This window comes from Bacillus sp. ISL-77, assembly GCF_018613105.1.
On sequence record NZ_JAGGQY010000033.1, the window covers coordinates 49,632 to 73,383 of the forward strand.

Genomic DNA, 23,752 nt, shown 5'->3' on the forward strand with positions numbered 1-23,752 from the left:
ATTGGTTAGGAATTTTTTTTATTATTCCATATCGGGTGCAGGTCCAACGTAATAACCATTTACAAAAGCACGTCTTTCTATAATTCCTTCTTTATTTGTAAAAAGTACTCCAACCGCGGTAACGCCCTCAAATTGATATACTTCGATAGAATTTGCACCATTCCATTTATATCCGTCCTCTCGAAGATCTTTTTTCGCTTCCTTGAACACGTCACTGCTAATTAAATTTGCAACAATCTTATTTCTTTGTGCACCCTGAAGTGGTAAAAGATTATGACAGGTGCAATCTTCATCTGGACCTGCAGCTTTTGCCGTATTCCCAGTAGTCACAAACAATGATAATGCAATAATGATTCCACATAAAACGGTTAGCAATTTCTTCATATCTATTTCCTCCTTTATTTAACCTTCCTAACTTGATTCTCTCTTTTTCGACAATCTCCTTCAAAAAGTTTGGAAAAATCTTCGACAAATACCAATATTTATTACAATTTCGTGTCAAAATGGGTGTCAGGCACCTAGTTGTTGATTATCCTTAACATGAATGTAGATTATGTTGACCAGATTTATTTTGGAAAAAATGTAGAAATTAAAACATGTATGAAAAGAATAGTAAATTCGAGTTTAGATCTGTACGAAGAGATTCCCAGGAAATTAATTCGGTTATGTGCAAAGGGAACTGCAAACTATGTGAATTTTAATTTACAGACCCAGAAATCCGACGGATCCCGTTCATATCAAACAGGAATTAGAAAACATTTATACGTATAGAGAAGAGTTGGAATTAGAATAGTAAAAAAACTCATCATTTGGTGGTGACTGCAATGTATGAAGAAAGGGAACGAGGCAACAATCGAGGGTATAAGGGTTATTGAAGACCGAAACTATGAAAAAAGTGAAGAAAAAGTAGCCAATAGGGCTTATTGGCGACCAAAACTATGAAAAAAATGAAGAAAAAGTAGCCAATAGGGCTTATTGGCGACCGAAACTATGAAAAAAATGAAGAAAAAGTAGCCAATAGAAGTTATTGGTTAATGTGGACCGGCTCCACTCCTATAAACGATTGCAAATGAAGCTCACCTTTCATGTTAAAAGGCTGTTCCCTCCAAAAATCGAGAGAACAGCCTTTTATTATTATATTAGTAACCTTTTGCTGTATAGTATTTTACTGGTTCTTTACTTGAATTCTTTAATTCTGTAAAAATTGTCCCTGTCAGACTTTGTGATCCTTGTGCATCATGACCAATTTCCCACATCATCATGCCGCCAAAGCCGTGATCGAGGGCCAGACGTGTTTTTTTTATCATCGTAACACCGCCATTATAATGGTAGGTCGTACCATTCATCTGAATAGTGTCCTTTCCAGCATTGGCAGGATTATTGTTAATTATTGCCGCAAAGGATACCTGTTTGATTTTAGGATCTTCCGGTTGGGCGTAAGACGGGACGCCCAATACTAATTTTTCCTTTGAAAGTTTCTGAGTTTCAAATAGGTTCGTCCAATAGTTTACGATTTTCTCTGTATATGGATAGGGCGATAAATTTGCGGCATTGTAACTGCCGTCATACTGACCATCATACGCCATAATATTAACATGGTCTACCGTTTTGAACATAGATGGATCATACTGAATAGCAGCTACTTCCGTTAACGTCACCGCATGAATCTTTGAATAAACAGCAATGGATAGCTCTTTCTTTTTTGGATGAAGCTGGGCACTTAACTCTTTCGCAAAAGCAGAGAGATTTTGTGCATCCTCTGTTGAAAGAGGGTGTTCAAAATCGATATCAATCCCATCCAGCTTTTCACGGACTGCGATATTAGTAAGCTCTTTAACTAGCTTTGCTCTAGATTTAGGATCAGAGATCGCCGGTTTAAAATAATTATAGGATTCTCCGCCCTTGATGTGGTACCATCCACCAATCGCCAGAATCACCTTCGTGTCATGCTTTTTTGCTTTTTTAACAACATCTCTAAGGTTTTTTAAAGCTGGATCACCATTAAATAAAATTCCTCCATCCTTAGTAGGATGAACAAAGGAGAAAATGACATGTGTTAATTTGGAATAATCAACCATGTTTGGATCACGAAAATCCTGAACATAGCCGATCAGCACCTTTGATGATGCCTTCTTCAATTTAGGGAGTTCTTTTGAATTTGGCTTAATGGCCGATTTAGGTGCATCTTCTAATATTTGCGTATTGGGACGATCTTGCATTTCATTATTTTTAGTGAAAATGACTCCAGTTAGTATTCCTCCAATGAAGGTCACCGCAATTACCAGACCAAGGAGGAGATGACGTTTATTCATAGATTGTGTTCCTCCTTATTATTTCTCATATAAAAAATTGTAACAGAAAAAACGAGGAAGAACGGTTGGTAATATCAACCTATGTAGGTACAGCAGCCTTCGGGGAGTAAAATAATTTGAATTTATTTGTTGGTTTTTGCTATAATCATAAGGTTAATGTAAAAAACTAAGTATTTAATATATATAAAATTGTAAGGTGGTAACCATGAATCAAGACTATAGAGTGTTATTGTATTATAAATATGTCTCAATAGAGAATCCTGAAGAAGTGACCCAGGAACATCTTAACTACTGTAATGAACTAGGTCTCAAAGGTCGAATTATCATTGCGGGTGAAGGGATTAATGGAACGGTGTCAGGCACTATTGAACAAACTGAAGCTTACATGAAATATATGGATGAGCATCCACTTTTTGCAGGGACTATTTTTAAAATAGATGAAGCCTCCGAGCATGCCTTCAAAAAAATGAAGGTAAAATTTAGACCAGAGCTTGTTACTTTGCGTTTGGAAGATGACGTGAACCCCAATTTGCAAACCGGTAAGCATTTGAAACCAAAAGAATTCTTTACGGAAATGCAAAAGGAAGATACGGTTGTCATCGATGCCCGAAATGATTATGAATATGATTTAGGTCATTTTAGAGGGGCTGTAAGACCGGATATTCTTAACTTCCGTGACCTCCCACAATGGATAAGAGAAAATAAGCAGGAGTTTGAAGGCAAAAAGATTCTTACCTATTGTACAGGTGGCATTCGTTGTGAAAAATTCTCAGGCTGGTTATTGAAAGAAGGATTTGAGGATGTATCGCAACTAGAGGGCGGAATTGTTACCTACGGAAAAGACCCAGAAGTTAAAGGGGATTTATGGGATGGTCAGCTCTATGTTTTCGATGAGCGAATAAGTGTTCCTGTTAACCAAAAAGAGCATGTAATTGTTGGGAAGGATTATTACACTGGTGAGCCTTGCGAGCGCTACGTGAATTGTGCCAACCCAGAATGTAATCGAAAAATCCTTTGCTCTGAAGAAAACGAACATAAACACTTACGAAGCTGTTCGCATGAGTGCCGGGTTCATCCTAGCAACCGTTATGTTGCACAGCATGGTTTAAGCGAAGATGAGGTAAAGGAAAGATTAGCAGTGATTGAGAAAGAATTAACCCTATAAGTATTATTTAAGAAGTAGGTCAAAATTAATGGCCTGCTTTTTTTGTTCTTCTTTTTTAAGGTTTGCGAATAGGAATTTAAGAATAGATTTATTATGATAGAGAGTATAAGCTGATTGTAATTTTTTACATTGAGAGGAGCGGATTGGACAAATGGTAACCTATACCAATCGAAAAGAAGTCCCAGCGCATGAGAAGTGGAACTTATCTGATATCTATTCGGATATCAAGAAATGGGAAGAAGATTATCTGCTAATTGAAAAGATGGCAGCTAAGCTAAAACAATATGATGGAACCATTCAAGACGGACACTCACTTTATCAATATCTTAAGCAAAGAGAAGAGTTATCTTTTCTATTCAACAAAGTTTATGCCTATGCCATGTTGAGTGTAGATGAAAATACAAGGGATACCCAGGCACAGTCCCACTTAGACAGAGCAAAACAACTGAGTGTTAAGGTTAGTGCTGCCACCTCTTTCTTTATGCCTTATTTATTAAGCCTGGATGAAGAAACATTAAAAGCATACATATCAGCAGAAAAGGAGCTAGAATACTTTGCAGAGGATTTATGGGAGTCGTTTCGATACAAGCAGCATGTATTAACAAAGGAACAGGAAGCAGTTCTTTCCCAATTAGGTGAAGCACTCTCGGCCCCAGGTAATATCTTTGGAATGATGAATAACGCTGATATTAAGTTTGGGGAAGTAACCAGTGATAACGGGGAACGGGTGGAATTAACAAGGGGCATGTATTCAAAATTAATCGAAGAAAAAGATCGTGAAAAGCGAAGAGAGGCCTATAAAGCTTATTATCAACCATACTTGCATTTGAAAAATTCGATTGCCGCCACCCTATCCGCCGCCATTAAAAATAATGTGACAACTGCTAAAATCCGTCAATATCCTTCTGCATTAGAAAAGGCATTATTTGGGGATAAGGTACCAAAAGAGGTTTATGAGAATCTAATCAAAACAACCAAACAAAATATCGGGCCGCTCCATCAATATTCACGCATCCGCAAGGAAAAGTTGGAGCTAGATGAACTACGTCAATATGATATGAGTGTCCCGCTTGTCAGTGGAGTCAAACAGGTGATTTCATATGATGAAGCCTATGACACGATGTGTAAGGCTTTAGCTCCACTCGGAGAGGATTACATCAATATCCTGAAGGAGTTTAAAAACGCTCGTTATCTAGATGTCAGAGAAACACCCGGGAAGCGGTCAGGTGCCTACAATCTTGGTGTCTATGGGGTCCATCCCTATATCCTTTTAAATCATCAGGATGATTTGGACAGTTTATTCACGCTGGTCCATGAATGTGGGCATGGTGTCCACAGCCGGTGGAGTTCGCAGTACCAGCCACAGATTACGGCTCGTTACAGCATCTTTGTGGCCGAAGTGGCGTCAACCGTCAATGAAGTTCTGTTAATTAACTATTTACTTAACAATGAGAAAGATCCTGATGTGCGAAAACATTTAGTTAATCATTTTATCGATCAATTTAAGGGGACATTTTTCACACAAGTCATGTTTGCCGAGTTTGAGATGAAGACACATGAAATGGCTGAAAAGGGGCTGCCTTTAAATGTGGAAGTATTTAATCAAACCTATGAGACACTATTCCGGGAATACAACGGGGATGAGGTTGTCTTTGATGAGGAAGTAAAATTTGGATGGTCAAGAATCCCTCATTTCTACCGCCCTTTTTATGTTTACAAGTATGCCACAGGATTTGCATCTGCGATTCATTTGGCGACTAAGATTCTTGAAGGCGACCAAGGAACGCTAACTTCCTATTTGGAATTCTTAAAGAGCGGTAGTTCGGATTATCCGCTTGAACTGTTAAAAAAGACCGGCGTCGACCTAACCACTCCATTTCCAATTGAGAATTCAATGAAACGGTTTGGTGAATTGGTAGAAGAATTCTCACGCTTGTAAAAATAACCTACTCCAAAAAAACCCATGTTGTCTTCCTAATGGAGACAAACGTGGGTTTTTTTTTTATAGAGTTATGGGTGAACTTATTGTAGAATTAGGAAAGTTAAGTAAATAAAAGGGGTAATTGGTACTATTATGAGTAGAAAAAACAAAAAACGAGGAAAGTCATCCCCATGTAGTCCAAGGGATTGAAGAATATAAAGGGAAATTTATAGTCTATAGTCTAGGCAACTTTATGTTTGGCGGAAATAGAAATCCAAGTGACAAGGATACGTTTGTTTTTCAACAAACCTTTCATTTGAAAAATGGAGTACTTTCAGATACAAAAGAAATTAATGTTGTTCCATTTTCGATTTCCTCGGTTTCCTCGAGAAATGATTATCAACCTACGTTATTAACTGGCTCAGAACGGGAAAGGGTCAAGCAGAAGATAATTGATGGTTCTAACAAAATCAACGGCTCTGCATGGCTTGTATATGAAAATAATGATCAAGTAGTGAAAAAAGAGAACTAGTCTTTTTCTAGTGGCTTAATAATAAAGTTTAAAGGGACAGTAACCACTGTCCCTTTATTTTATGGAAGATATTTTTAAGCCAACGTTCGAGTAGGTGGTATTGTAAAAAGTAAAATCACGATTCTTATATTGATATTGGTTCTTACTTTGAATGTGTTTTCTGATATTAATTTTTAAATAATCATTGAAACGTAGAAAGATAGCATAATTTGATGACGGATAATGGCTTAGTAGTTCTAAATCCAACTCTAATATCCCATTCCCACTCTTATCAACCTTCACAGGCAGGGAAGATTCAAGCAGGCCATTGTTTGTATCACGAATCAGTCCATGTGTGAGTGAATCCAGATGATCACCAAATACCTTAAATTTAAGATAATATTTATTCTTATCAACATATTCTTCTTCAAATGTCGAATGCATTGGAATTCTTATATATTTGAATGGGTCTTCTAGAAAGGGGACAACAACATAGGGAAGATTATCTTTAATGATGACATCCTTTATTTTTTCATTCTTATCCCACGCAAAAAGGTTCTCAAGTTGCTTATATTTTCGATCAGTGTACAAGTTATATACGACTTTGTTCATTGGTTGAAAGAATTCACCTGAAAACTCATAATTTAACTTTTTCGTTGTTTTTAACACTTGATTAAACTTATAGTAATAGACGCGCTTAAGCCTTGTTTTTTGAAAATGAGGTGTAGTGAAAAATCTCGTAATTGAATCAAATTCATATAATCGATTTAAAACCATCTTCTTTTTTTCTATTTCTAAATTCTTGTTGATAATATGGTTAATCACTTTAAGATTACAATTTGTCTTTTGGATAATGTTTGTCTGATTTGACAAACGAGTGTTTTGATTATCGATTCGATTCAAATAATAAATTGGATGTTGCGTCGTGGAAATTGACTGACAATGCGTTAAAACGTCAATGAAAAATTGTTTGTCTTCAGCAAATTTCATTTCAGGAAAAAAAATCTGATTGTCCTTTATTACACTCGTTTTTATCATTCGTGCCCTGGGTCCTAAATGATGAAAGATATGTGGGATCGAAAATGGTGATTCACTTCTTCTTTCTTTACATGATTCATGCTCTCCGATAATAATTGTCTTACCTTTTGCTTGAATTTGAATGGTTTTCCCAACTGCATAATCATCACTTGTTCCCTCTAAAATGGTCGATAATACTTCGAGTCCATTGGGTTCAAGCCAATCATCCGCATCCAAAAAAGTCATATATTTGGAGCTAGCCAATTGAATACCGATATTACGCGGACGGCCAGGTGTACCAGTATTTCTTTTAAGAAAAACGACAATGATGTTATCAAATTTTGAAGAGTATTCTAATAAAATATCTCTTGAGGAATCGGTAGAACCATCATCGATTAATATATATTCCAAATTTTCCATGCCAAGGGATTGATTTAGGACAGAGTTAATCGTTTTTCTTAGATATTTTTCAGCATTATAAACTGGGGTAATGACAGAAACTAATGTGGGATTCCGCTGGGTGTTTAATTTTTGATCAACGATATAATATCCTTCAGCGTTATAATTCATTATTTGCTGCTTTTGTTTCCATTTCCATAGCATGTTTTATACCTCAACTTTCTGTCCCTCTTTTTCTTACTTTTACTAATATGTAAAAAGCAAAACCATTATTTATTCTTTGACAAAAATTACAATATTATTCGAAAAACAGATCTCTTACGTAAAATTCCTTTGGAAGTAGTCCATAATTTACGTTCTTTGACAACTTTTTACACTAAATATATCTGAATAATGTTAAAATAATTCTTATTGATAATTATTCTAGGAGGATATTACCTGTGGATAAAAAGTTTTCTAGCCCAAAAGGTTTTGGAGAAATACTCGATCATACTTTTCATTTAACAAAAAATCGCTTTAAGGACTTTTTTATGATTTTACTGATTTTCATGGGACCGGTTTACTTGCTTCAAGCGATACTCCAGCTCATGGCTGGAACCAGTTTTTTTCGAGAGGTTGGCAGCGATGGTGCTTGGTTTGAGCAAATACTTACGAGCTTTGAAGAATCTGGGACCTTCGATTCCAGCAGTTTGAGCGCAGACATCGGATTAATCGTAGTTGGCTTGATTAGCGCCATTTTGGCACCTGTTGCGGAGGCAGCGATCCTATTTACTATCAATCATGTTCGAAAAAATGAAGAATATACCGTCGGTTCCGTAATTAAACAAGCCTTTTCACGATTTTGGCCGATGATTGGCAGCAGTATCTTATTCTTTCTTATTACCATGGGGATTATCATTATTCCACTCGCGATCGTCGGAGTCACCGGTGGTGTGGTTGCGACGACAGTGAATCCGGTTTTAGGGATCCTTTTAGGAGTTGTCCTATTTCTGGGGTTTGCCCTTGGAATTGGACTATTATTAACCCGCTGGAGCTTTTATTTTGGCTCTGTAGTGCTGGATAAGGATTCACCTGGTTTAGGAAGAAGCTGGAGATTGTCAAGGAAGCGTACATGGGTGTTGATGGGTCTCTATATCGTGTTTTATTTTATTATTTCAAGTATCAGCTTTGGTGTCCAAGTAACGTTTGGAATGGTTTTAGGTAATAGTGTGTTATTAACCTTGATTTCAAACCTTGTCACTTTAGTTACGACAATGATTTTCTCCGTGGGCTATGGGGTTATGTATCTTGATTTAAAAACAAGACACGATGCGGATGATATCAAAGAGATGCTAGAAGACTATAAGACTGTTCAATAAAAAACCTATTATGTTAGGTGATGATTATGTTAGATGCAAACAAGGCACGCGATGACCTTGAAGAAATATTAAAAACAAAAGAATACAAAGTTTATTACGAGTCAAAGGGTTTCATTGCAACATGGTGGGATCATGCCAAAGACTGGATCGCAGCACAGCTCGAAAAATTGTTTCCTGCCATCGATTCAGCAAGCGGAGCTTCCGGTCATTTTCTTATTTCAATCATAGTGGTTATCATCATCCTGTTAGCTTTATCTACTTTTTTTCTCATCCGTCATACTCGCCGAACTCGGCTCCTTCGCAATCAAAAGCCGCTTCAATCGATGAAGGAAATGAATTGGACGTATCAAAAACATCTGGAAGAGGCAGAAAAACAAGAGGCGTTAGGAGCATATACACTTTCCACCCGCCATTTGTTTTTAGCACTGCTTCTTTACTTTCATGAGAAGGGATTGCTGGAGGCTAGAATTTGGAAAACGAATTGGGAATATTATGATGAACTAAGTAAAGTAGATTCACAAAAGGCAGAACTCTTTTTTAAGCTTGCACACTTCTTTGAGGAAGTGACCTATGGGGAACGCAACGTACAGAAAGAAGAATACTCCCATTTTCATCATGAAGCAAGAAAAGTACTTGGCGATACAGGGGAGGAGAATATTTTATGAAATCTCTTTCCAAAATACGCACTTGGATCGGGCTGGTGATCCTGCTCAGTTTATTTCTAGTCTTCAGCTATTTTAGCTATTCGCCTAAACCGCAAGTTTTCCCAGCATATGTTACTGATTCACCTTCGCCGACTGGTGTGAAGGCATTTTATACATATGTAAAAAAAGAAAAAGCAGGTAAAATCTGGAGCTATTCACCAGAATTGCTATCAGCAACTTCAGATCACCAATTGCTTGTCATGGTCGAACCTTCGTTTATTCCTGAAAAGGAAGAGATGAAGGCTTATATCAATTTTATGAAGGCCGGAAACACCATCTTGTTATTACAAAACGATCCACAAGGGATGTTTGACGTAAAAACAGAATCAGTTGACACACAAGAAACAATGAAGGTTTACACTCAAGGTCATACTTCCTACCGTGCTCAAATCGATTCAGTCATCCGTTTGCAGACCAAGAAGGAAGAGGAAGTATTAATATTTGATAAGGCTGGTCCCATTGCGGTTAAACAATCATATGGAAATGGTCATTTAATTGTAGCGATTACCCCTAGGTGGATGACAAATGGGGATCTATTAAAAAAAGACCATTTACGACTTCTTCTCTATCTGATCAATGAAGGGTCCACGGACACGATTCTGTTTGATGAATACATTCACGGTGGAGAAAATGCGTCTACTTTTTTGAATGTGTACCCGATGTGGTTTTTACTTCTTGTTTTGCAAGGGGGACTATTGATGATTCTCTGGTTATGGTCGAAGGGAAAGCGTTTCGGACCTATTTTCGTCCCAAGGGAAGAGTCGGTTCGTTTTAGTGATGAGGGAATCCAAGCAGTTGCTGCCTGGTTTCTCCGCGGCAAACGCTATCGTGATTCAATAATCATCCAAGCAGACTATGTCAAACTGCTTCTCCAGGAACGATGGCAAATTCCATATAATCGGGAATGGAAGGATTTATCGAGTTATTTTGAAAGAAAATGGACTAAAGTGCCTGCAAATGAGATTAGACCTTTTCTTATAGGGTTAGTAAACATCCTCGAAAAAGAAAAAATCACAAAACAGGAATACTTATTATGGTCGAAAAAGCTTGAGCAATTAAGGAGAGAGGTTGAAGAATGAAAACAGAATTAACATCCTTTTTGGAAAAATATGAAGAGAGGATTTTAGGTCAGAGTCTAAATTTAAGACTCCTTTTATCCGCTATTTTAGCAGGGGGGCATGTCCTGCTAGAAGGAGTGCCTGGCACCGGAAAAACTCAAATGGTACGTACTCTAGCGAATCTTTTAGGAGGTACCTTTAACCGGATCCAGTTTACACCTGACTTATTGCCAAGTGATATTACCGGAAGCACGATTTACAATATGAAGGAAAACACTTTTCAAACGTTAAAGGGACCAATTTTTACAAATATCCTTTTAGCTGATGAAATAAATCGGACACCTGCAAAGACCCAGGCTGCCCTATTAGAAGCAATGGAAGAAAAGCAGGTGACCATCCAAGGTGAAACATATCCGTTACCTGAGGTGTTTTTTGTGGTCGCTACCCAAAATCCGATTGAATTTGAAGGTACCTACCCGCTTCCAGAAGCACAGCAGGATCGTTTCCTTTTTAAGCTGAAAATTGAATTTCCAAGCTATGAGGAAGAGAAAAATGTCTTAAAACAAGTAATTGAAAACAGCTTTGACGAAAAGGTTGTTTCACCCATCTTAGATATGGAAGATTTTTTAAGGATTAGAAAAGAAATCGAAAAAGTTACTGTTAGTGAGAATGTATTAGATTACATGATGAAAATTGTCAGAAAAACGCGTGATGCAGATGCCATCCGATTTGGTGCCAGTACCCGAGCAGGAATATCGATAGGAAAAGCAGCACAAGCATGGGCCTACCTTTCTGGACGGGATTATGTGACTCCAGACGATATCAAAATAGTCGCCAAACCGGCCCTGCGCCATCGCATTCAGTTATCCCCGCATGTAGAATTGGAGGGAGAAACCGTTGACCAAATCATTGAAGAGCTGGTGGGCTCGGTTCCTGTTCCAAGATAGAGGGATTTTACCAACTAAACGATTACTGCTTGTTTTCCTAATCCTATCTTTTGGATTAGTTCTCGGTACGATTTGGGAAATTTCTTGGGGTTTTGTTATTACTACTAATATCATTGTGCTTTTCATTAGTCTGACAGACTTGTTTTTTTCACCCAAAAAGAAGCAACTATTCTTTCAACGATTGATGGCGGAAGAGTTTGAAAGAGGAATTTCATATACCATAAAGATTGAGGTTCAGAATGACTCTCCTTATCCTTTTTCATACCGAATGGTCGATGGTTTGCCGCAGTCCTTCGAAAGGCCGTTTCCTATCATTGGATCAATATCAAAAAAATCAACGGTCGAAATTTCGTATAGTACGAGTGCGATAATACGAGGAAAATACGAAATCAATAAGCTTTATTTTCGATATGCGAGTTTGCTGGGTTTGTGGGAAAAGCAAATGACAGTTGAATTAGCGGATTCAGTGAAAGTCATTCCTGATTTAACCGAGACCAAGCAGTATTTAGAAAATGCACAGAAGTATTTGGTTTACGATGGGTTAAAGATTCGGAGACAGGGAAGTGGAGTTGGCGAATTTTCCAAGATTAGAAATTATGTCGTCGGGGATGATCCGCGTAAAATCAACTGGCGCCAAACAGCGAAGCTTCGTGAAGTGATGACGAATGAATATGAACCGGAGCATGGAAAGTATATTACAATCTTAATTGATTGTGGAAGAATGATGGGGGCAGAATTATCTAAGGGGAATCGTTTAGAAAAAGCATTAGAAGCGGCATTAACCGTTACAGCGGCAGCACTCCAAAATGGAGATTATGTGTCGGTACTTGCCTTTTCAAAGGACATAAAAGTCTTTGTGCCCCCTGCCAAAGGGATAGCCCATCTACAGACCATCCTTCAAGCAATCTATTCATTAAAAGTGGATGCAGCCGAGTCTAATTATGCTGCCATCCTGCAATATTTAGAAATGGTTCAAAAGAAACGAAGTCTGCTCCTATTATTTAGTGATGTCCGCACCTTTCTTCATGAGGAAAGTGCTCTTATGCTATTAAGACGTCTAAGACAACGGCATTTATTTTTAATGATTGGGATTGAGGATCAGACACTTTTAAGAAGAGTCAAAGAGGAGCCGAATACGGTCCAAGCAGCGATCCGAAAAAGTATTTCACAGCAGCAAATTCTTGTTAAGAAAAGAGAAAAAATCAAATGGGAAAAACAAGGCCTCCAAATGATTGAGGCCCGTGAGGAAAAGTTGGCGATTACAGCTGTTTCGCATTATATTGACATTATTAATCAGAATCTTTTATAACCTTTGTAAGTTTTAGCTTTCCAATCACAATATAAAGGAGCAACCCGATTACCGTTAAGAAAGCAACACTATACTTTGCTTCTAATGAAATATCTGCTGGTGTGATAAACCCTTCAATGATGCCAGCAATAACAAACAAGGGAATCGTTCCAAGCAGAAGTTGAACGGAGCGCATCGCTTGCTGCTTTAATTGAAAACTCCTTGAATATTGCCCTGGGACAAACAGCTTATAGCCCATTAAAAGACCAGCTCCTCCAGCAATAAATATGGCTGTAAGCTCAATCATCCCATGGGGAACAATAAATGCCCAAAAGTCATACGATTTACTCTGATGCCAAAATAGGGCAGCGAGCGCACCAATGATGATGCCATTGTAGACCATCAAATAAACGGTCACAAGCCCAAATGTAATACCACCGGCAAAAGCAAGGATCGCGACCTTGATATTATTTGTCATAATGCTTGCCGACATGAGGGATGAGTCCACCGCATCATGGCCCTTCCCAAGTTGTTCCGGGTCCACACCTTTAGCGATTTCGGCTGGGAGAATGGAATAGATATGCAGAGGGTCATTCATGACTGAAAGAAAGCTCCCCAAAGCACCAATCATAAATAAGATCATTGCAAACATGACAAATTTCCATTGCTCTAACAAGAGCCCAATAAATTTTTCACTAAAAAAATGACGGATTTGTTTGATGCTTGATACCTGGTCTTTATACAATAGATTATGTGATTTAGCTACAAGTCCGTTCAAATATTGGGTGACTTCATCATTAGGAAAATAAGTTTGACTGTAGGAAAGATGTTGTGCCGCCTTTTGATAGAGACGATGGTATTGAGTGATTCGGTCACCTGTTATATTATTTCTGTGCTTGCTTATCGTTGTGATTAACTGTTCGAGCTGTTTCCATTCTTCACGATGTATTTTTACAAATTGTTTTACATTCATCCTGACACCTACTTTAATGGGGCTATGTATTAATTTTGTCTTTATTCTCCTTATTATAGTAATATTGTAGAAAAATAGAAATAGAAATAATCAACCATGTGACGGGGGAAGCTTATGAATGAAGATCATGTAGAAATAAAAACACCCGAATTCGTGTCGATTCAGTTTCAAATCGCTGGTTTAGGCAGCAGGTCTGCAGCCTTTATCATTGACCAGTTACTATTAATGGCTTTTAACATTTTATCCTTGATTGTCCTTTTTTTCATCCTGGACGGGATGTCAAAAATGGAATTTGTTTTGATCGGGAATTCACTGCCTATTGCAATAACGATTATCATGTTGTTTCTCGTTAATTGGGGCTACTTTTTTGCGTTTGAGTTTTTCTCGGGAGGGAGAACGCTTGGGAAGAAGTTAATGGGGATCCGAGTCATTCAGGAAAACGGTCATAGCATCACGTTGCTTTCCAGCTTTATCCGGAATCTGATCCGAATCATTGATTCCTTGCCGACGGCTTACTTCCTAGGTATTATCATGATCTTTTTCCATACCAAACATAAACGGCTCGGCGATCTTGTCGCTGGGACGATTGTCGTGCATGAGCGCAAGGCAAAACGGAATAAGAAACAATCTCCACTCGAAGAAGAAATCAACAACAGAGGGCTTACTAAGGAAGATCTCACGATTGATGAATGGACGCTGAAATCCTTGGGAATAAAGGAGTGGAAGCTGGTAAGTACATATGCCAGCCGTTTTCAGCAAATTCCGTTAGCGGAAAGAAATCAACTCACGGAACAAATTGCTGAACTGTTATTTCCGAAAATCGGCCTGGTTCCGGCTGGCGAAAAAACCTCTGATTTAGAAAACACTCTCCTTGTCCTTTATTTAATTCTTAAGGATGAATGGGAGTTTGAACTGTGAGGATGGATATAAAACCACGAAAAAAGTAATGCATTCGTACCTGCATTGCTTTTTTTCATGTAGTAATTTTATAGAAAAGGAGGTTCGATTTGTCAAATCCATCCGACTTGTGTCTCATTTAGTCGGTTTTAATCGAAATATTTATATTTAGGATGTATAATAGGGAATTGTGGATTGCTAAGTAAAAAAGGAGGAAACTAATATGATGGAATGGACTATAATTCTGTTGATTGCGATATCAGCTGTGTTGCTAATCGTTTCAATTATATCGAATCGCAACTTAGAAAAACAAAAACATAAGGAAATTGATATGGTTCATGTTTCTGTTATGAAAGATATCAATAACGTGCACGAGCAAATTCGCAATTTGGAACTTGATATAGAAGTGGTTACAAAGGAAGCAGGCGTTCAACTGACTCCAGAAGAAATGATATTTAAGCGTGAAGTACTAGATTTATATAAACGCAAATATTCGATTGAAACCATTGCTCAGAAAAAACAAGTTTCAGAGAGTGAAATTAACCAATTCCTTGCACCTTATCTAGCAGCAAAGGATGAAAGGAGCAAAATAGCAAATGAAATTTAATGTAGTGAGCAGCTTTGCGGCCGGAATTCTTCTAGCTTCGACCATTTGTGGTGCTGTTTACTTCACTGAAGATCCTGCAGTCACAAAAGCAGCTCCCAAACCGACCAAAAGCGAGCAGAAAACAGTCGTTCAGCCAACTGAAGCAGAGATGAAAGATACGCTTTTAACAGCTGGGTATATTGTTCAACCGAAGGCAGACTATGATAAGACAATAGAAGCAACCAAAAAAGCGGCTTCAGCAGCTTCAGCCAATAATAATTCTAAAAAGATCGTCTATCGAGCAGTTATTTCAGTAACACAAGGGATGACCAGTATCGATGTCGGTAGAATGCTTGAAAAAGCAAAAATCGTACCTGATGATTTTAAATTCTCAAGAGATGTAGAGAAAAAAGGTGTTGAGAAAAATTTGCGTCCGGGTACATTTACAGTCGATACAGAAATGTCCTATGATCAAGTCATCGCGACTATTTTTAAAAAGTAACCATCTATAAAACAAAGACGGACAGGATCTAACGATGCTGTCCGTTCTTTATTTATTATTAGTTTTTTTTCACGAATTCCTGGACCATTTCACCCGTAACGGTTTGCCTCGTTGGAATAAAGCGCAGGTTGATTTTATTAATACTTTTGGTGACTGCATTGATTTTATCGGTTGAAAAAGGTTTACCTTGTTTACATAACTCAATCGCTTCTTCGATATATTGTTCCCGTTGTTGGTCGAGTGCTAAGAATTTTTGATAGGTTTCATGTTGATTTGCCGCGTGTTTAATTAAATCTTTATGTACACTCATGATTTCACTCCTTAAATAATTAACTTATACAATCATACCATAATTGATAATTTTTATCAGTTCAATAAGATTTTATGTTGAAGCTCCAGGAGAGAAGTATGGTAAAATATTAGACTCACATCGAAAGTCAGCATCGATTACGTGGGGGTGAACAAACCCGAAGACGGAGGGAGCTAAATTAGTTTTATTAAGGATATGTTAATGTTAAAATCTAAAATAATCTTTATAAAGAATTAGGTGTACATTTTAGTAGAGGGAAGTGGAGTCGAAAATGAAACAATACAATACGCGAGCCATTATGGCGTCGCTGCTTATCTGCGGTTTCGTTGGCATGTTCAGCGAGACGGCGCTCAACATTGCGATTAGTAATTTAATGGATGTGTTCCAAATTTCAGCTGCAACCGCACAGTGGTTGACAACAGGGTTCTTACTTACACTCGGCATTCTGATGCCGATGACTGGGTTACTGCTACAATGGTTTACGACAAGGCAATTGTTTACTGGTTCTCTTACGAGCTTGATTGTCGGCACTTTAATTGCGGCGCTCGCATTCAATTTCGAAATTCTTATGGTCGCTCGTGTTTTACAGGCGGTCGGAATGGGCCTGTTGATTCCGCTCATGTTCAATACGATCCTCGTCGTGTATCCACCTGAGAAACGTGGGGCGGCGATGGGGTTTGTCGGACTTGTCATCATGTTCGCACCGGCGACCGGCCCGACTGTAGCTGGTCTCCTAATTGAATACTTATCATGGCATTATATATTTTGGCTATCACTGCCATTTTTGGTGATAGGGCTTTTGGTAGGGTTGAAGTATTTGGAAAACGTCACAGAGGTGACGAAACCTCGCATTGATCTATTATCAATTGCATTATCAACGATCGGCTTCGGTGGCGTCGTCTTCGGCTTCAGCAAGGCAGGAGAAGGCACCGAAGGCTGGACCAGCCCGGTCGTGGTCACTTCAATTATCATCGGGCTAGTCGCACTCGTGTTGTTCACGCGGCGGCAGACGGTTATGCGTGAACCTATGATGGACTTGCGCGTCTTCAAGTACCCGATGTACAACGTGGGGCTACTTTTGGTACTGTCATCTATGATGATCATCTTGTCTAGCATGATTATTCTGCCAATGTTTCTTCAGAATGGTATGAACCTGTCACCGTTTGCCGCTGGACTTATGCTGTTGCCGGGCAGCGCGTTGAACGGCATCCTGTCGCCGCGCATGGGGAGTTTGTTCGATAAATATGGGCCAAAGTGGCTGGTTATTCCCGGTCTCATCGTCGTCGCGATATCGATATGGTTTCTTTCCGACATATCATCTGCATCTTCGATTGCTTTTATCGTCTCGTTGCATATCGGATTAATGGTCGGTATCTCAATGGTCTGGATGCCGGCGCAGACTAACGGGCTGAACGAGCTGCCACCGGAGCTTTACCCACATGGTACGGCAGTCATGAACACACTTCAGCAGGTCGCAGGAGCAATTGGAACAGCGATTGCCATTATCATCCTTACAAGCGGTATGGATAAGTATTTGCACAACTCCCCAACGCCAACGAAACAGTCTGAGATGGCTAACGCGATGACGTTCGGCTCACAGAACGTGTTCTTGTTCACGTTGACCGTTACGCTAATCGGTCTTGCTATGGCGTTCTTCATCCGCCGCGTTGTCGTCAAACATGCATCGATGAATTCGATCCATTAATGTTCGAAAAGGGAGCCTGGATCAAGTAGCTGTTTCCATCGGTGTATCAGTATCAACAGCAGGAAAGCTTACTACCGCATTCGCGCTCGCCAACGTGATTGGATACTTTCTGGCATATTAAATCGGATTTAATAAAAAATGGGTTAGCCTATGTAGATTAGTGTAATTAAATATATATTAAAAAAACAATCCGTGTAAATGGTGGATTTATATAACCAATGTTAGAAGAGTAAAAATCAGCTGATGAATCCTAAAAATAAGAAACAATAAAAAACACCTTTTGGAGAATTATTCCGAAAGGTGTTTTGATTTTTTTAAAGCTTATGAAAAAGAAGTTACTTATTTAAAAAAACTGTAAGACTTCTTTAGGGTACCTTGCAGGCTTAGTTCCTTATTATTGTATAACGACATAAAAGTCCTAAATTCAAAATCCCTTTAAAATTAGTGTAAAGTTCATTTCTTTTAAATCTCCATTTTAAATGTTTATACCCCTGATTAAATCTTCTTTGTCCTATGTCATTCTCTTCTTCATCTTTATTTTGACGCTGTTTTTCATAGGGGAACAATAGATTCCTCGCCAATGATACCCCACTGGTTCCGCATGACATAAAGCAGTTAAGTCATTCCTTTCTAGTTAGTAATTAACACGAAACTATTTGTGATTTGGTTCAAAGTAAACTAGGCGTGTAGCTTTAATTTTTATTGTGGGAGGATTAGGCAACCATTTGAGAGGAATAGGATATCGGTCGTTTTTTCATTTACCGCATAATAAAAAAGCCTCTACTTTTTCTATAACTATTATTCTGATGAAAAATAAAACCCAAAGTTCTAAACAGAGGAAACTTGATGAAAAGAATATAAGCAGCTAGTTCCCAAAAATAATAGTCATTACCTTTGATAAATCAGTATTTATTACCAAAAAAACAGCATCACATCCCAGAAGCTTATACAATTTTGACTCTAACGAATCAATACAAATACGAAAAATTTAGGAGGAAAGCACAATGAAAAAACTATTATTTCCGTCCCTTGCATTGGTAATGTCTCTCACTCTTACTGCATGCAACAACACTGATACAAATGGGATTTCCCAACAGGAGCAATCTAGTGACAGTTCCAAACAAGAATCCCCTGGGAATGGCACTGAACTTGTCAAATTCCCTGAAGGCTACGACAACGGAGTGCTCTTCACGACTGTGACCCGTGGAAATACTTACGAAGAACTCTACACTAGCCCGGAAGCTATTGAAGCAGTGCAGAATGGACAGCCGATACCTAGTGGCACTGTAATCACTCTTAAGATCTTTAGGGATGAAGAACTTTACCGATACTTCGTGATGGAAAAGCGCGATCGTTGGGGTGACCAAAATCCTCCAGATATGCGTAACGGGGATTGGCAATACCAGTCATTTTCTCCTGACGGATCAGTGGACGAAGATGCAGACATCGGTCGTTGCTTTTCCTGCCATGCGAACGCGGAAAGAGATGACTACGTGAATAAGTTGGATGAGATGAAAAGTTATGACCTTGAAGATGTTACAGGATCAAAGGAGAGCAGCACAGAATCCCAGATCGCAGGTATCCCTACAAATCACTGGGAGGTAAAAGAGGTAGACAATAATCCGGAGGACCCGCGGGATATTTTGCATGGAAATGGCTTAATGGAAGATGAAGAAAAAGCGGGGATCATCCAGAAGGTATTTTTGATGATTCATTTTAATAAAGAGACATAAGAGCATTTGAATGGAAAACCGACCCAGTTTTTAATTAAATTAGAAAGAGGAGAACTTCTTGAATCGAAATATGTTAATCAGGCTGGCTATTGATCTTGCTATGACAGTTCTGACGTTAGTTGCAATGGCTTACCAGATTACCGGAAATACGATCCATGAACTGGTAGGAGTTTTATTGTTGTTGTTGTTTATTGCCCACAATATTTTAAATCGACGATGGTATAAGACGATTTTTAAGGGAAAGCACAATGTACAACGTAAACTGAGCATTGCGGTCAATTCGCTTTTTCTTGTTTCCATGATTATGGTGATGATAAGTTCTGTTCCAATTTCCCGTGACATCTTTGCCGTTATTCCTATAAACAATGACATGATTCTATTACAGATACATGTTATGTCTTCATATTGGGGATTTATCTTCATGGCTGTGCATATAAGAATGTCATGGGGAAAAATTATCAATGCAGTACGAAAGATGACGGGAATTACCAGCACGAGCCGTATTCACACAACCGCTTTGCGTGTGATAGCGGTGTTGATTGTTGTCTATGGTGTGCAGACTTCCTTCGAGAGTGATATGCTTTCTAGGTTAACCCTATATAATCCATTCGGATGGAGCTATGATGAATCCAACATGGGATTTTTAATAGAACATCTATCCATCATGGGAATATATATCAGTGGGACTCATTATGTTCTGAAATTTGTTCAAAAACAGGATAAAACTAGGGCTTACACAGAGCAATAAAAGAATCTGATACAGGTTTAAAAGGGAGTAATATTAAATGAATTATTGGAAAAGGTATAATGAAGGCAAATTTGCAGAATGAAAAGGTGCATTAATCCAGGATCGGATTAATGCACCTTTTTTATACATATGTCGCCTTCAGGCGGTTTATATCTTCTTTTGGTGGTAAACCAAACATGCGGGAATATTCACGGCTGAATTGGGATGGGCTTTCGTAGCCTACCCGGAATGCAACATCTGCTGCATCTGCAGATTCGGATAATAACAGGCTTCGGGCTTCTTGAAGTCTAAGTTGTTTTTGGAATTGAATTGGGCTCATCGCGGTTATCTCTTTAAAGTGCCGATGAAGTGAAGAAACACTCATATTTGCTATTTCCGCAAGTTCGTCAATCTTAAAAGATTTTTCATAGTTATTCATGATATGTTCAATTACATCACTGATTTGATGGGCAGAACTTCCTTCTATTGCTATTTGTTTCAGCATCCCCCCATGTTCTCCTTGCAGAACCCTATAGATAATTTCTTTTACGATTAGAGGAGCAAGTACCTTGATGTCTTTCGGAGTATCTAGCAAACGAGCTAATCTTGTTACCGCGTCTAGCAAAGATGGCTCTATTTTGCTGACATACATACCTCGTTTAGCATTTTCCTTCTTGTCAACTCCCATTTGGAATTCACGTAACACCTCCAATATTTCATTCGGTGTTATTTCAAGTTTGAGAGCCAGATAAGGAACTTCGGGAGAGGCTTCAGTGACTTGTGCGATTATTGGCAAGTTAACGGATGCAACAAGGTAATCGGCAGGACCATACTGATAACTCTCCTGTGACAGCAATACCTCCTTCATCCCTTGAACTATAATGCACAAGGAAGGCTTGTAAACTCCGTAATGTGGACCAGTATCATTAGAGTAACGTGAGAAAAATAAAGATGGAATATCAGTGTTATAAGTGCCGTCTCGTCCTGTATAGTGCTCTATGATTTTGGTGAGCTCCACTCTTTGTTTATATAATTGTTCAAACATAAAACCCCTCCTTGTTATTTTTTCTTGCTAGTTCTATTCTAATGCAAATTTTCCGGTTGCGAAACAGCTGTGAGAGTATTAGGCAATCATTTGATAAGAATGTGATACCATTCGCTTTTTCAAATGTTACATAATTAGATAGAACATAATAAATAACAAACAGAAAGTCATGAACTGAAACGGATAAGCGGATAGTTTCGAGCACCCTATGAACGAATGACCTTCCATTAGCCTGCAATCATAAAATGGCGCAATATACAAACATTATGTCGTTCTTTGCTAATTACAATACGACGTTGGATAGGTAGAATAATAACTGTATCATCCACAACGAAAGGTACAAATCACAACCAAAGCTTAGTGTGTAAGTATCAGAAAGAGGCGATGATGTATGACGGCACATTCCTTAGACCGCATAAAAATCCCCGTGGCAACTTGGGCAGGCTTTCATCAATTAGGTATTTCTGCTCAGGACGTGGTTCGCAAAGCACAGTTGCCGCTCACCATTCTTACCGAATCGGTTGAAGTGACTACAGCCCAGTATTTCGCGATTTGGAGTGCTGTCTCCGAATTAATGAGTGACGCTGCTGTTGGAATAATTAAGTTCATTGCGGAGTTAAATCCAGCGCAGCTGCCACCGAGCGTCTTAGCACCCTATCATGCTCGTGACTACCGGGACGCTCTAAGTCGAATTGCCAGGTACAAACAACTTTGTTTTCCCGAACGCCTTCATATCACCGAGGATGGAGAACTCTGTACCATCGAACTAGAATTTCTTTATACTGAGCAGCCTGAACCACCGATTTTGGTTTATCTGACATTTGCATCTCTGCTGCAGCTAGGAAGGATAGGCTCAGGTCATCGTTTTCCTGCTAAGTCAGTTGAATTTTCGCACCCGAACCCGCTGGGGGACGTGAGGGCTCTTGAAGATTACTTCGGAATTGGCGTCAAATTTGGAGCAACAAACAACCGTTTGATACTGCATCGAAGCGATTTAGACCGCCACTTTGTCACGTACAATGCGGAGCTACTAGACATACTAGTTCCTGCGCTAGAAAAATCTCTGTTGATATTTAATGTTCTAACAGAATGAAATGCAAGAAACGCGAGAGAAGGGATTTTAAAATGTCAAATTCATTTATAATATTTTCTACGCACCCAGAAATAACCCCGGAAAGAGCAATGGCGGTATTTCCCGATGTGGCAAAAAATGGAAATATGTAGTGAATAAACACTGAGGAGATGTGTCCCTTCTCCACCTGCCGGAAATCGGGATCAAGGGCAATAGATAAAATGTCTAATTTCGAAGAACTTACAACAACACAGAAAATGAACGGACATGTTGCACCAAAAGCTAAGAAAAGAATTATAAAGAAAATAATGATGTATTTATTGGTTTTATTAGTGGTTTAGGAGTTGTCATTTCATTGTTTATAAATATAAATCCAGTATTCGGCGGTAACCCAAGTAACGAACAAAAAGAGGTATATAATACCTTTGATAATTATGTTAGGACACTAATTCAGGTGGTAAAGAACGCAATCCTGCTGGTCAAATTCCTGTTTCTGAGATTGATTGGAACAAAATTAATAGTAATGAAGATAGTTTAACTTGGTTTGGGCATTCTGCTTTTTTACTTAGTATCGATAATAAAAAGATACTCGTTGATCCCATGCTAGGTCCCATATCTTCACCTGTTTCTTTTGTAGGACCTAAACGCTACAGTGAAGATATGTTGGATATTATTGAAGAAATGCCTCCTATTGATGCCGTCTTTATTACGCATGATCATTACGACCACTTAGATTATCAATCTATAAAAAAGCTAAAGAGCAAGGTCGGTCATTTCTTCGTTCCTTACGGTGTAGGTAATCATTTGATTCGATGGGGTGTTGCAAAAGAAAAAATTACAGAACTTAATTGGTGGGATGAAACTGAGTTCCAAGGTTTAACCATTGCATTGACCCCATCCAAACATTTCTCAGGAAGAGGACCTTTTAATCGAGATTCGACCCTTTGGGGTGGTTGGGTCATTCTAGGAAAACAAACACGTTTCTATACCAGTGGAGATGGCGGCTATGATACACATTTTAAGGAAATTGGCGATAAATACGGACCTTTTAATATCGCTTTAATAGAAGGCGGTCAATATGATAGACGCTGGTCATGGGCTCATATGTTTCCGGAAGAATCCGTACAGGCTAATATAGATGTAAAAGGCAAGCATATGATGTTAATGCATTGGGGTGCCTTTACACTTGCGAATCATGGTTGGACAGAACCGATAGAACGAGCATTAAAAGCGGCAAAGAAAAATGATGTGAATCTCATCGCTCCACAAATTGGTGAAACTGTTCAATTGGATGGAAGGTTGTCTGTTCCTGTTTCATCATGGTGGAAAAAGTAATTTTTAAGATTCAATGAGGGGATACAAATGAAAAAGACGTTATATTTAATGAGACATGGACAAACATTATTTAATAAAAGAAGGAAAGTTAAATTGTTGCATATTGAAATTTGAATATGAGAACAAAGAATTTAAATTAATTGAAATTATAAACCATAATTTTAATTGTTAATAGTAGATGAATTTG

General features: G+C 38.5%; 19 protein-coding genes and 3 pseudogenes. 16 read left to right on the forward strand and 6 right to left on the reverse strand.

Annotation, left to right across the window (positions count from 1 at the left end; genetic code table 11):
- Positions 1 to 21: 21 nt before the first annotated feature.
- Complete coding sequence (locus J7E77_RS12920; RefSeq protein ID WP_214714863.1) at positions 22 to 384, reverse strand: hypothetical protein; 363 nt, start codon at positions 382 to 384, stop codon at positions 22 to 24.
- Positions 385 to 1,139: 755 nt separating this feature from the next.
- Positions 1,140 to 2,312, reverse strand: coding sequence for a glycosyl hydrolase family 18 protein (locus J7E77_RS12925; RefSeq protein ID WP_214714865.1), 1,173 nt, complete (start codon positions 2,310 to 2,312; stop codon positions 1,140 to 1,142).
- 205 nt (positions 2,313 to 2,517) lie between these two features.
- Between J7E77_RS12925 and trhO the strand changes: the two genes are divergently transcribed.
- The 3 genes and pseudogenes from trhO to J7E77_RS12940 form a co-directional block, all read left to right on the forward strand.
- On the forward strand, positions 2,518 to 3,477 hold the full coding sequence (gene trhO, locus J7E77_RS12930) for an oxygen-dependent tRNA uridine(34) hydroxylase TrhO (protein ID WP_214714867.1): 960 nt from the start codon (positions 2,518 to 2,520) through the stop codon (positions 3,475 to 3,477).
- A 151-nt stretch (positions 3,478 to 3,628) separates the two neighbouring features.
- Positions 3,629 to 5,416: an oligoendopeptidase F gene (gene pepF, locus J7E77_RS12935; RefSeq protein ID WP_214714869.1), complete on the forward strand. Its 1,788-nt coding sequence runs from the start codon at positions 3,629 to 3,631 to the stop codon at positions 5,414 to 5,416.
- 166 nt (positions 5,417 to 5,582) lie between these two features.
- Positions 5,583 to 5,930, forward strand: a pseudogene (locus tag J7E77_RS12940) (CapA family protein); the annotation flags it as partial.
- Positions 5,931 to 5,984: 54 nt separating this feature from the next.
- Here the strand turns inward: J7E77_RS12940 and J7E77_RS12945 are convergent.
- Positions 5,985 to 7,529, reverse strand: a complete 1,545-nt coding sequence (locus J7E77_RS12945) for a glycosyltransferase family 2 protein (protein ID WP_214714871.1) — start codon at positions 7,527 to 7,529, stop codon at positions 5,985 to 5,987.
- 236 nt (positions 7,530 to 7,765) lie between these two features.
- On the opposite strand from J7E77_RS12945, the gene J7E77_RS12950 reads away from it, so the two are divergent.
- From J7E77_RS12950 to J7E77_RS12970, 5 genes are read left to right on the forward strand one after another with little or no spacing between them, the layout of a single operon-like run.
- Positions 7,766 to 8,683: a hypothetical protein gene (locus tag J7E77_RS12950; RefSeq protein WP_214714873.1), complete on the forward strand. Its 918-nt coding sequence runs from the start codon at positions 7,766 to 7,768 to the stop codon at positions 8,681 to 8,683.
- Positions 8,684 to 8,709: 26 nt separating this feature from the next.
- Positions 8,710 to 9,348: a DUF4129 domain-containing protein gene (locus J7E77_RS12955; protein ID WP_214714875.1), complete on the forward strand. Its 639-nt coding sequence runs from the start codon at positions 8,710 to 8,712 to the stop codon at positions 9,346 to 9,348.
- Positions 9,345 to 10,466 (forward strand): DUF4350 domain-containing protein, encoded by a 1,122-nt coding sequence (locus J7E77_RS12960; protein WP_214714877.1) that lies wholly within the window; start codon positions 9,345 to 9,347, stop codon positions 10,464 to 10,466. The genes J7E77_RS12955 and J7E77_RS12960 overlap by 4 nt, the downstream gene beginning before the upstream one ends.
- The gene (locus tag J7E77_RS12965) at positions 10,463 to 11,392 is read left to right on the forward strand and encodes an AAA family ATPase (protein ID WP_214714879.1); all 930 of its coding nucleotides are present in this window, start codon (positions 10,463 to 10,465) and stop codon (positions 11,390 to 11,392) included. The genes J7E77_RS12960 and J7E77_RS12965 overlap by 4 nt, the downstream gene beginning before the upstream one ends.
- Entirely contained in the window at positions 11,343 to 12,701 is a 1,359-nt protein-coding gene (locus J7E77_RS12970; RefSeq protein ID WP_214714881.1) for a DUF58 domain-containing protein, read from the forward strand. Before J7E77_RS12965 ends, J7E77_RS12970 begins: the two co-directional genes overlap by 50 nt.
- Here the strand turns inward: J7E77_RS12970 and J7E77_RS12975 are convergent.
- Positions 12,682 to 13,653, reverse strand: a complete 972-nt coding sequence (locus J7E77_RS12975; RefSeq protein WP_214714883.1) for a stage II sporulation protein M — start codon at positions 13,651 to 13,653, stop codon at positions 12,682 to 12,684. The genes J7E77_RS12970 and J7E77_RS12975 overlap by 20 nt on opposite strands.
- A 114-nt stretch (positions 13,654 to 13,767) precedes the next feature.
- On the opposite strand from J7E77_RS12975, the gene J7E77_RS12980 reads away from it, so the two are divergent.
- The 3 genes from J7E77_RS12980 (at position 13,768) to J7E77_RS12990 (ending at position 15,638) form a co-directional block, all read left to right on the forward strand.
- Positions 13,768 to 14,571 (forward strand): RDD family protein, encoded by an 804-nt coding sequence (locus J7E77_RS12980; protein ID WP_214714885.1) that lies wholly within the window; start codon positions 13,768 to 13,770, stop codon positions 14,569 to 14,571.
- A 202-nt stretch (positions 14,572 to 14,773) separates the two neighbouring features.
- The gene (locus tag J7E77_RS12985) at positions 14,774 to 15,157 is read left to right on the forward strand and encodes a hypothetical protein (protein ID WP_308160574.1); all 384 of its coding nucleotides are present in this window, start codon (positions 14,774 to 14,776) and stop codon (positions 15,155 to 15,157) included.
- Positions 15,147 to 15,638, forward strand: a complete 492-nt coding sequence (locus tag J7E77_RS12990) for an endolytic transglycosylase MltG (protein WP_214714887.1) — start codon at positions 15,147 to 15,149, stop codon at positions 15,636 to 15,638. The genes J7E77_RS12985 and J7E77_RS12990 overlap by 11 nt, the downstream gene beginning before the upstream one ends.
- Positions 15,639 to 15,696: 58 nt before the next feature.
- Here J7E77_RS12990 and J7E77_RS12995 read toward each other — a convergent pair whose 3' ends face one another.
- Positions 15,697 to 15,948, reverse strand: a complete 252-nt coding sequence (locus tag J7E77_RS12995; protein ID WP_214714889.1) for a DUF2533 family protein — start codon at positions 15,946 to 15,948, stop codon at positions 15,697 to 15,699.
- A 271-nt stretch (positions 15,949 to 16,219) separates the two neighbouring features.
- Between J7E77_RS12995 and J7E77_RS13000 the strand changes: the two genes are divergently transcribed.
- From J7E77_RS13000 to J7E77_RS13010, 3 genes are all read left to right on the forward strand, one after another.
- A complete protein-coding gene (locus J7E77_RS13000) occupies positions 16,220 to 17,653 on the forward strand; it encodes an MDR family MFS transporter (RefSeq protein ID WP_214714891.1) in 1,434 nt (477 codons plus the stop codon).
- A gap of 1,004 nt (positions 17,654 to 18,657) precedes the next feature.
- Positions 18,658 to 19,386 (forward strand): cytochrome P460 family protein, encoded by a 729-nt coding sequence (locus tag J7E77_RS13005; RefSeq protein ID WP_214714892.1) that lies wholly within the window; start codon positions 18,658 to 18,660, stop codon positions 19,384 to 19,386.
- A gap of 58 nt (positions 19,387 to 19,444) precedes the next feature.
- A complete protein-coding gene (locus tag J7E77_RS13010) occupies positions 19,445 to 20,134 on the forward strand; it encodes a DUF4405 domain-containing protein (protein WP_214714893.1) in 690 nt (229 codons plus the stop codon).
- Between the two features lie 121 nt (positions 20,135 to 20,255).
- Here the strand turns inward: J7E77_RS13010 and J7E77_RS13015 are convergent, their stop codons facing one another.
- Positions 20,256 to 21,158 carry an AraC family transcriptional regulator gene (locus J7E77_RS13015; protein WP_214714894.1) on the reverse strand — a complete coding sequence of 301 codons (903 nt, stop codon included), beginning with the start codon at positions 21,156 to 21,158 and terminating at the stop codon, positions 20,256 to 20,258.
- 391 nt (positions 21,159 to 21,549) lie between these two features.
- On the opposite strand from J7E77_RS13015, the pseudogene J7E77_RS13020 reads away from it, so the two are divergent.
- A pseudogene (locus J7E77_RS13020) lies at positions 21,550 to 22,224 on the forward strand (AraC family transcriptional regulator ligand-binding domain-containing protein); the annotation flags it as partial.
- A gap of 314 nt (positions 22,225 to 22,538) precedes the next feature.
- Positions 22,539 to 23,565: pseudogene (locus tag J7E77_RS13025) on the forward strand (MBL fold metallo-hydrolase).
- Positions 23,566 to 23,752: the final 187 nt, after the last annotated feature.

Coding starts and splice junctions, on each gene's coding strand:
- J7E77_RS12965 (WP_214714879.1), top strand. CDS start 10,463: ATGAAAACAGAATTAACATCCTTTTTGGAAAAATATGAAGAGAGGATT.
- J7E77_RS12960 (WP_214714877.1), top strand. CDS start 9,345: ATGAAATCTCTTTCCAAAATACGCACTTGGATCGGGCTGGTGATCCTG.
- J7E77_RS12980 (WP_214714885.1), top strand. CDS start 13,768: ATGAATGAAGATCATGTAGAAATAAAAACACCCGAATTCGTGTCGATT.
- J7E77_RS13015 (WP_214714894.1), bottom strand. CDS start 21,158: ATGTTTGAACAATTATATAAACAAAGAGTGGAGCTCACCAAAATCATA.
- J7E77_RS12945 (WP_214714871.1), bottom strand. CDS start 7,529: ATGCTATGGAAATGGAAACAAAAGCAGCAAATAATGAATTATAACGCT.
- J7E77_RS13000 (WP_214714891.1), top strand. CDS start 16,220: ATGAAACAATACAATACGCGAGCCATTATGGCGTCGCTGCTTATCTGC.
- J7E77_RS12920 (WP_214714863.1), bottom strand. CDS start 384: ATGAAGAAATTGCTAACCGTTTTATGTGGAATCATTATTGCATTATCA.
- J7E77_RS12955 (WP_214714875.1), top strand. CDS start 8,710: ATGTTAGATGCAAACAAGGCACGCGATGACCTTGAAGAAATATTAAAA.
- J7E77_RS12925 (WP_214714865.1), bottom strand. CDS start 2,312: ATGAATAAACGTCATCTCCTCCTTGGTCTGGTAATTGCGGTGACCTTC.
- trhO (WP_214714867.1), top strand. CDS start 2,518: ATGAATCAAGACTATAGAGTGTTATTGTATTATAAATATGTCTCAATA.
- J7E77_RS12985 (WP_308160574.1), top strand. CDS start 14,774: ATGATGGAATGGACTATAATTCTGTTGATTGCGATATCAGCTGTGTTG.
- J7E77_RS13005 (WP_214714892.1), top strand. CDS start 18,658: ATGAAAAAACTATTATTTCCGTCCCTTGCATTGGTAATGTCTCTCACT.
- J7E77_RS12995 (WP_214714889.1), bottom strand. CDS start 15,948: ATGAGTGTACATAAAGATTTAATTAAACACGCGGCAAATCAACATGAA.
- pepF (WP_214714869.1), top strand. CDS start 3,629: ATGGTAACCTATACCAATCGAAAAGAAGTCCCAGCGCATGAGAAGTGG.
- J7E77_RS12975 (WP_214714883.1), bottom strand. CDS start 13,653: ATGAATGTAAAACAATTTGTAAAAATACATCGTGAAGAATGGAAACAG.
- J7E77_RS12990 (WP_214714887.1), top strand. CDS start 15,147: ATGAAATTTAATGTAGTGAGCAGCTTTGCGGCCGGAATTCTTCTAGCT.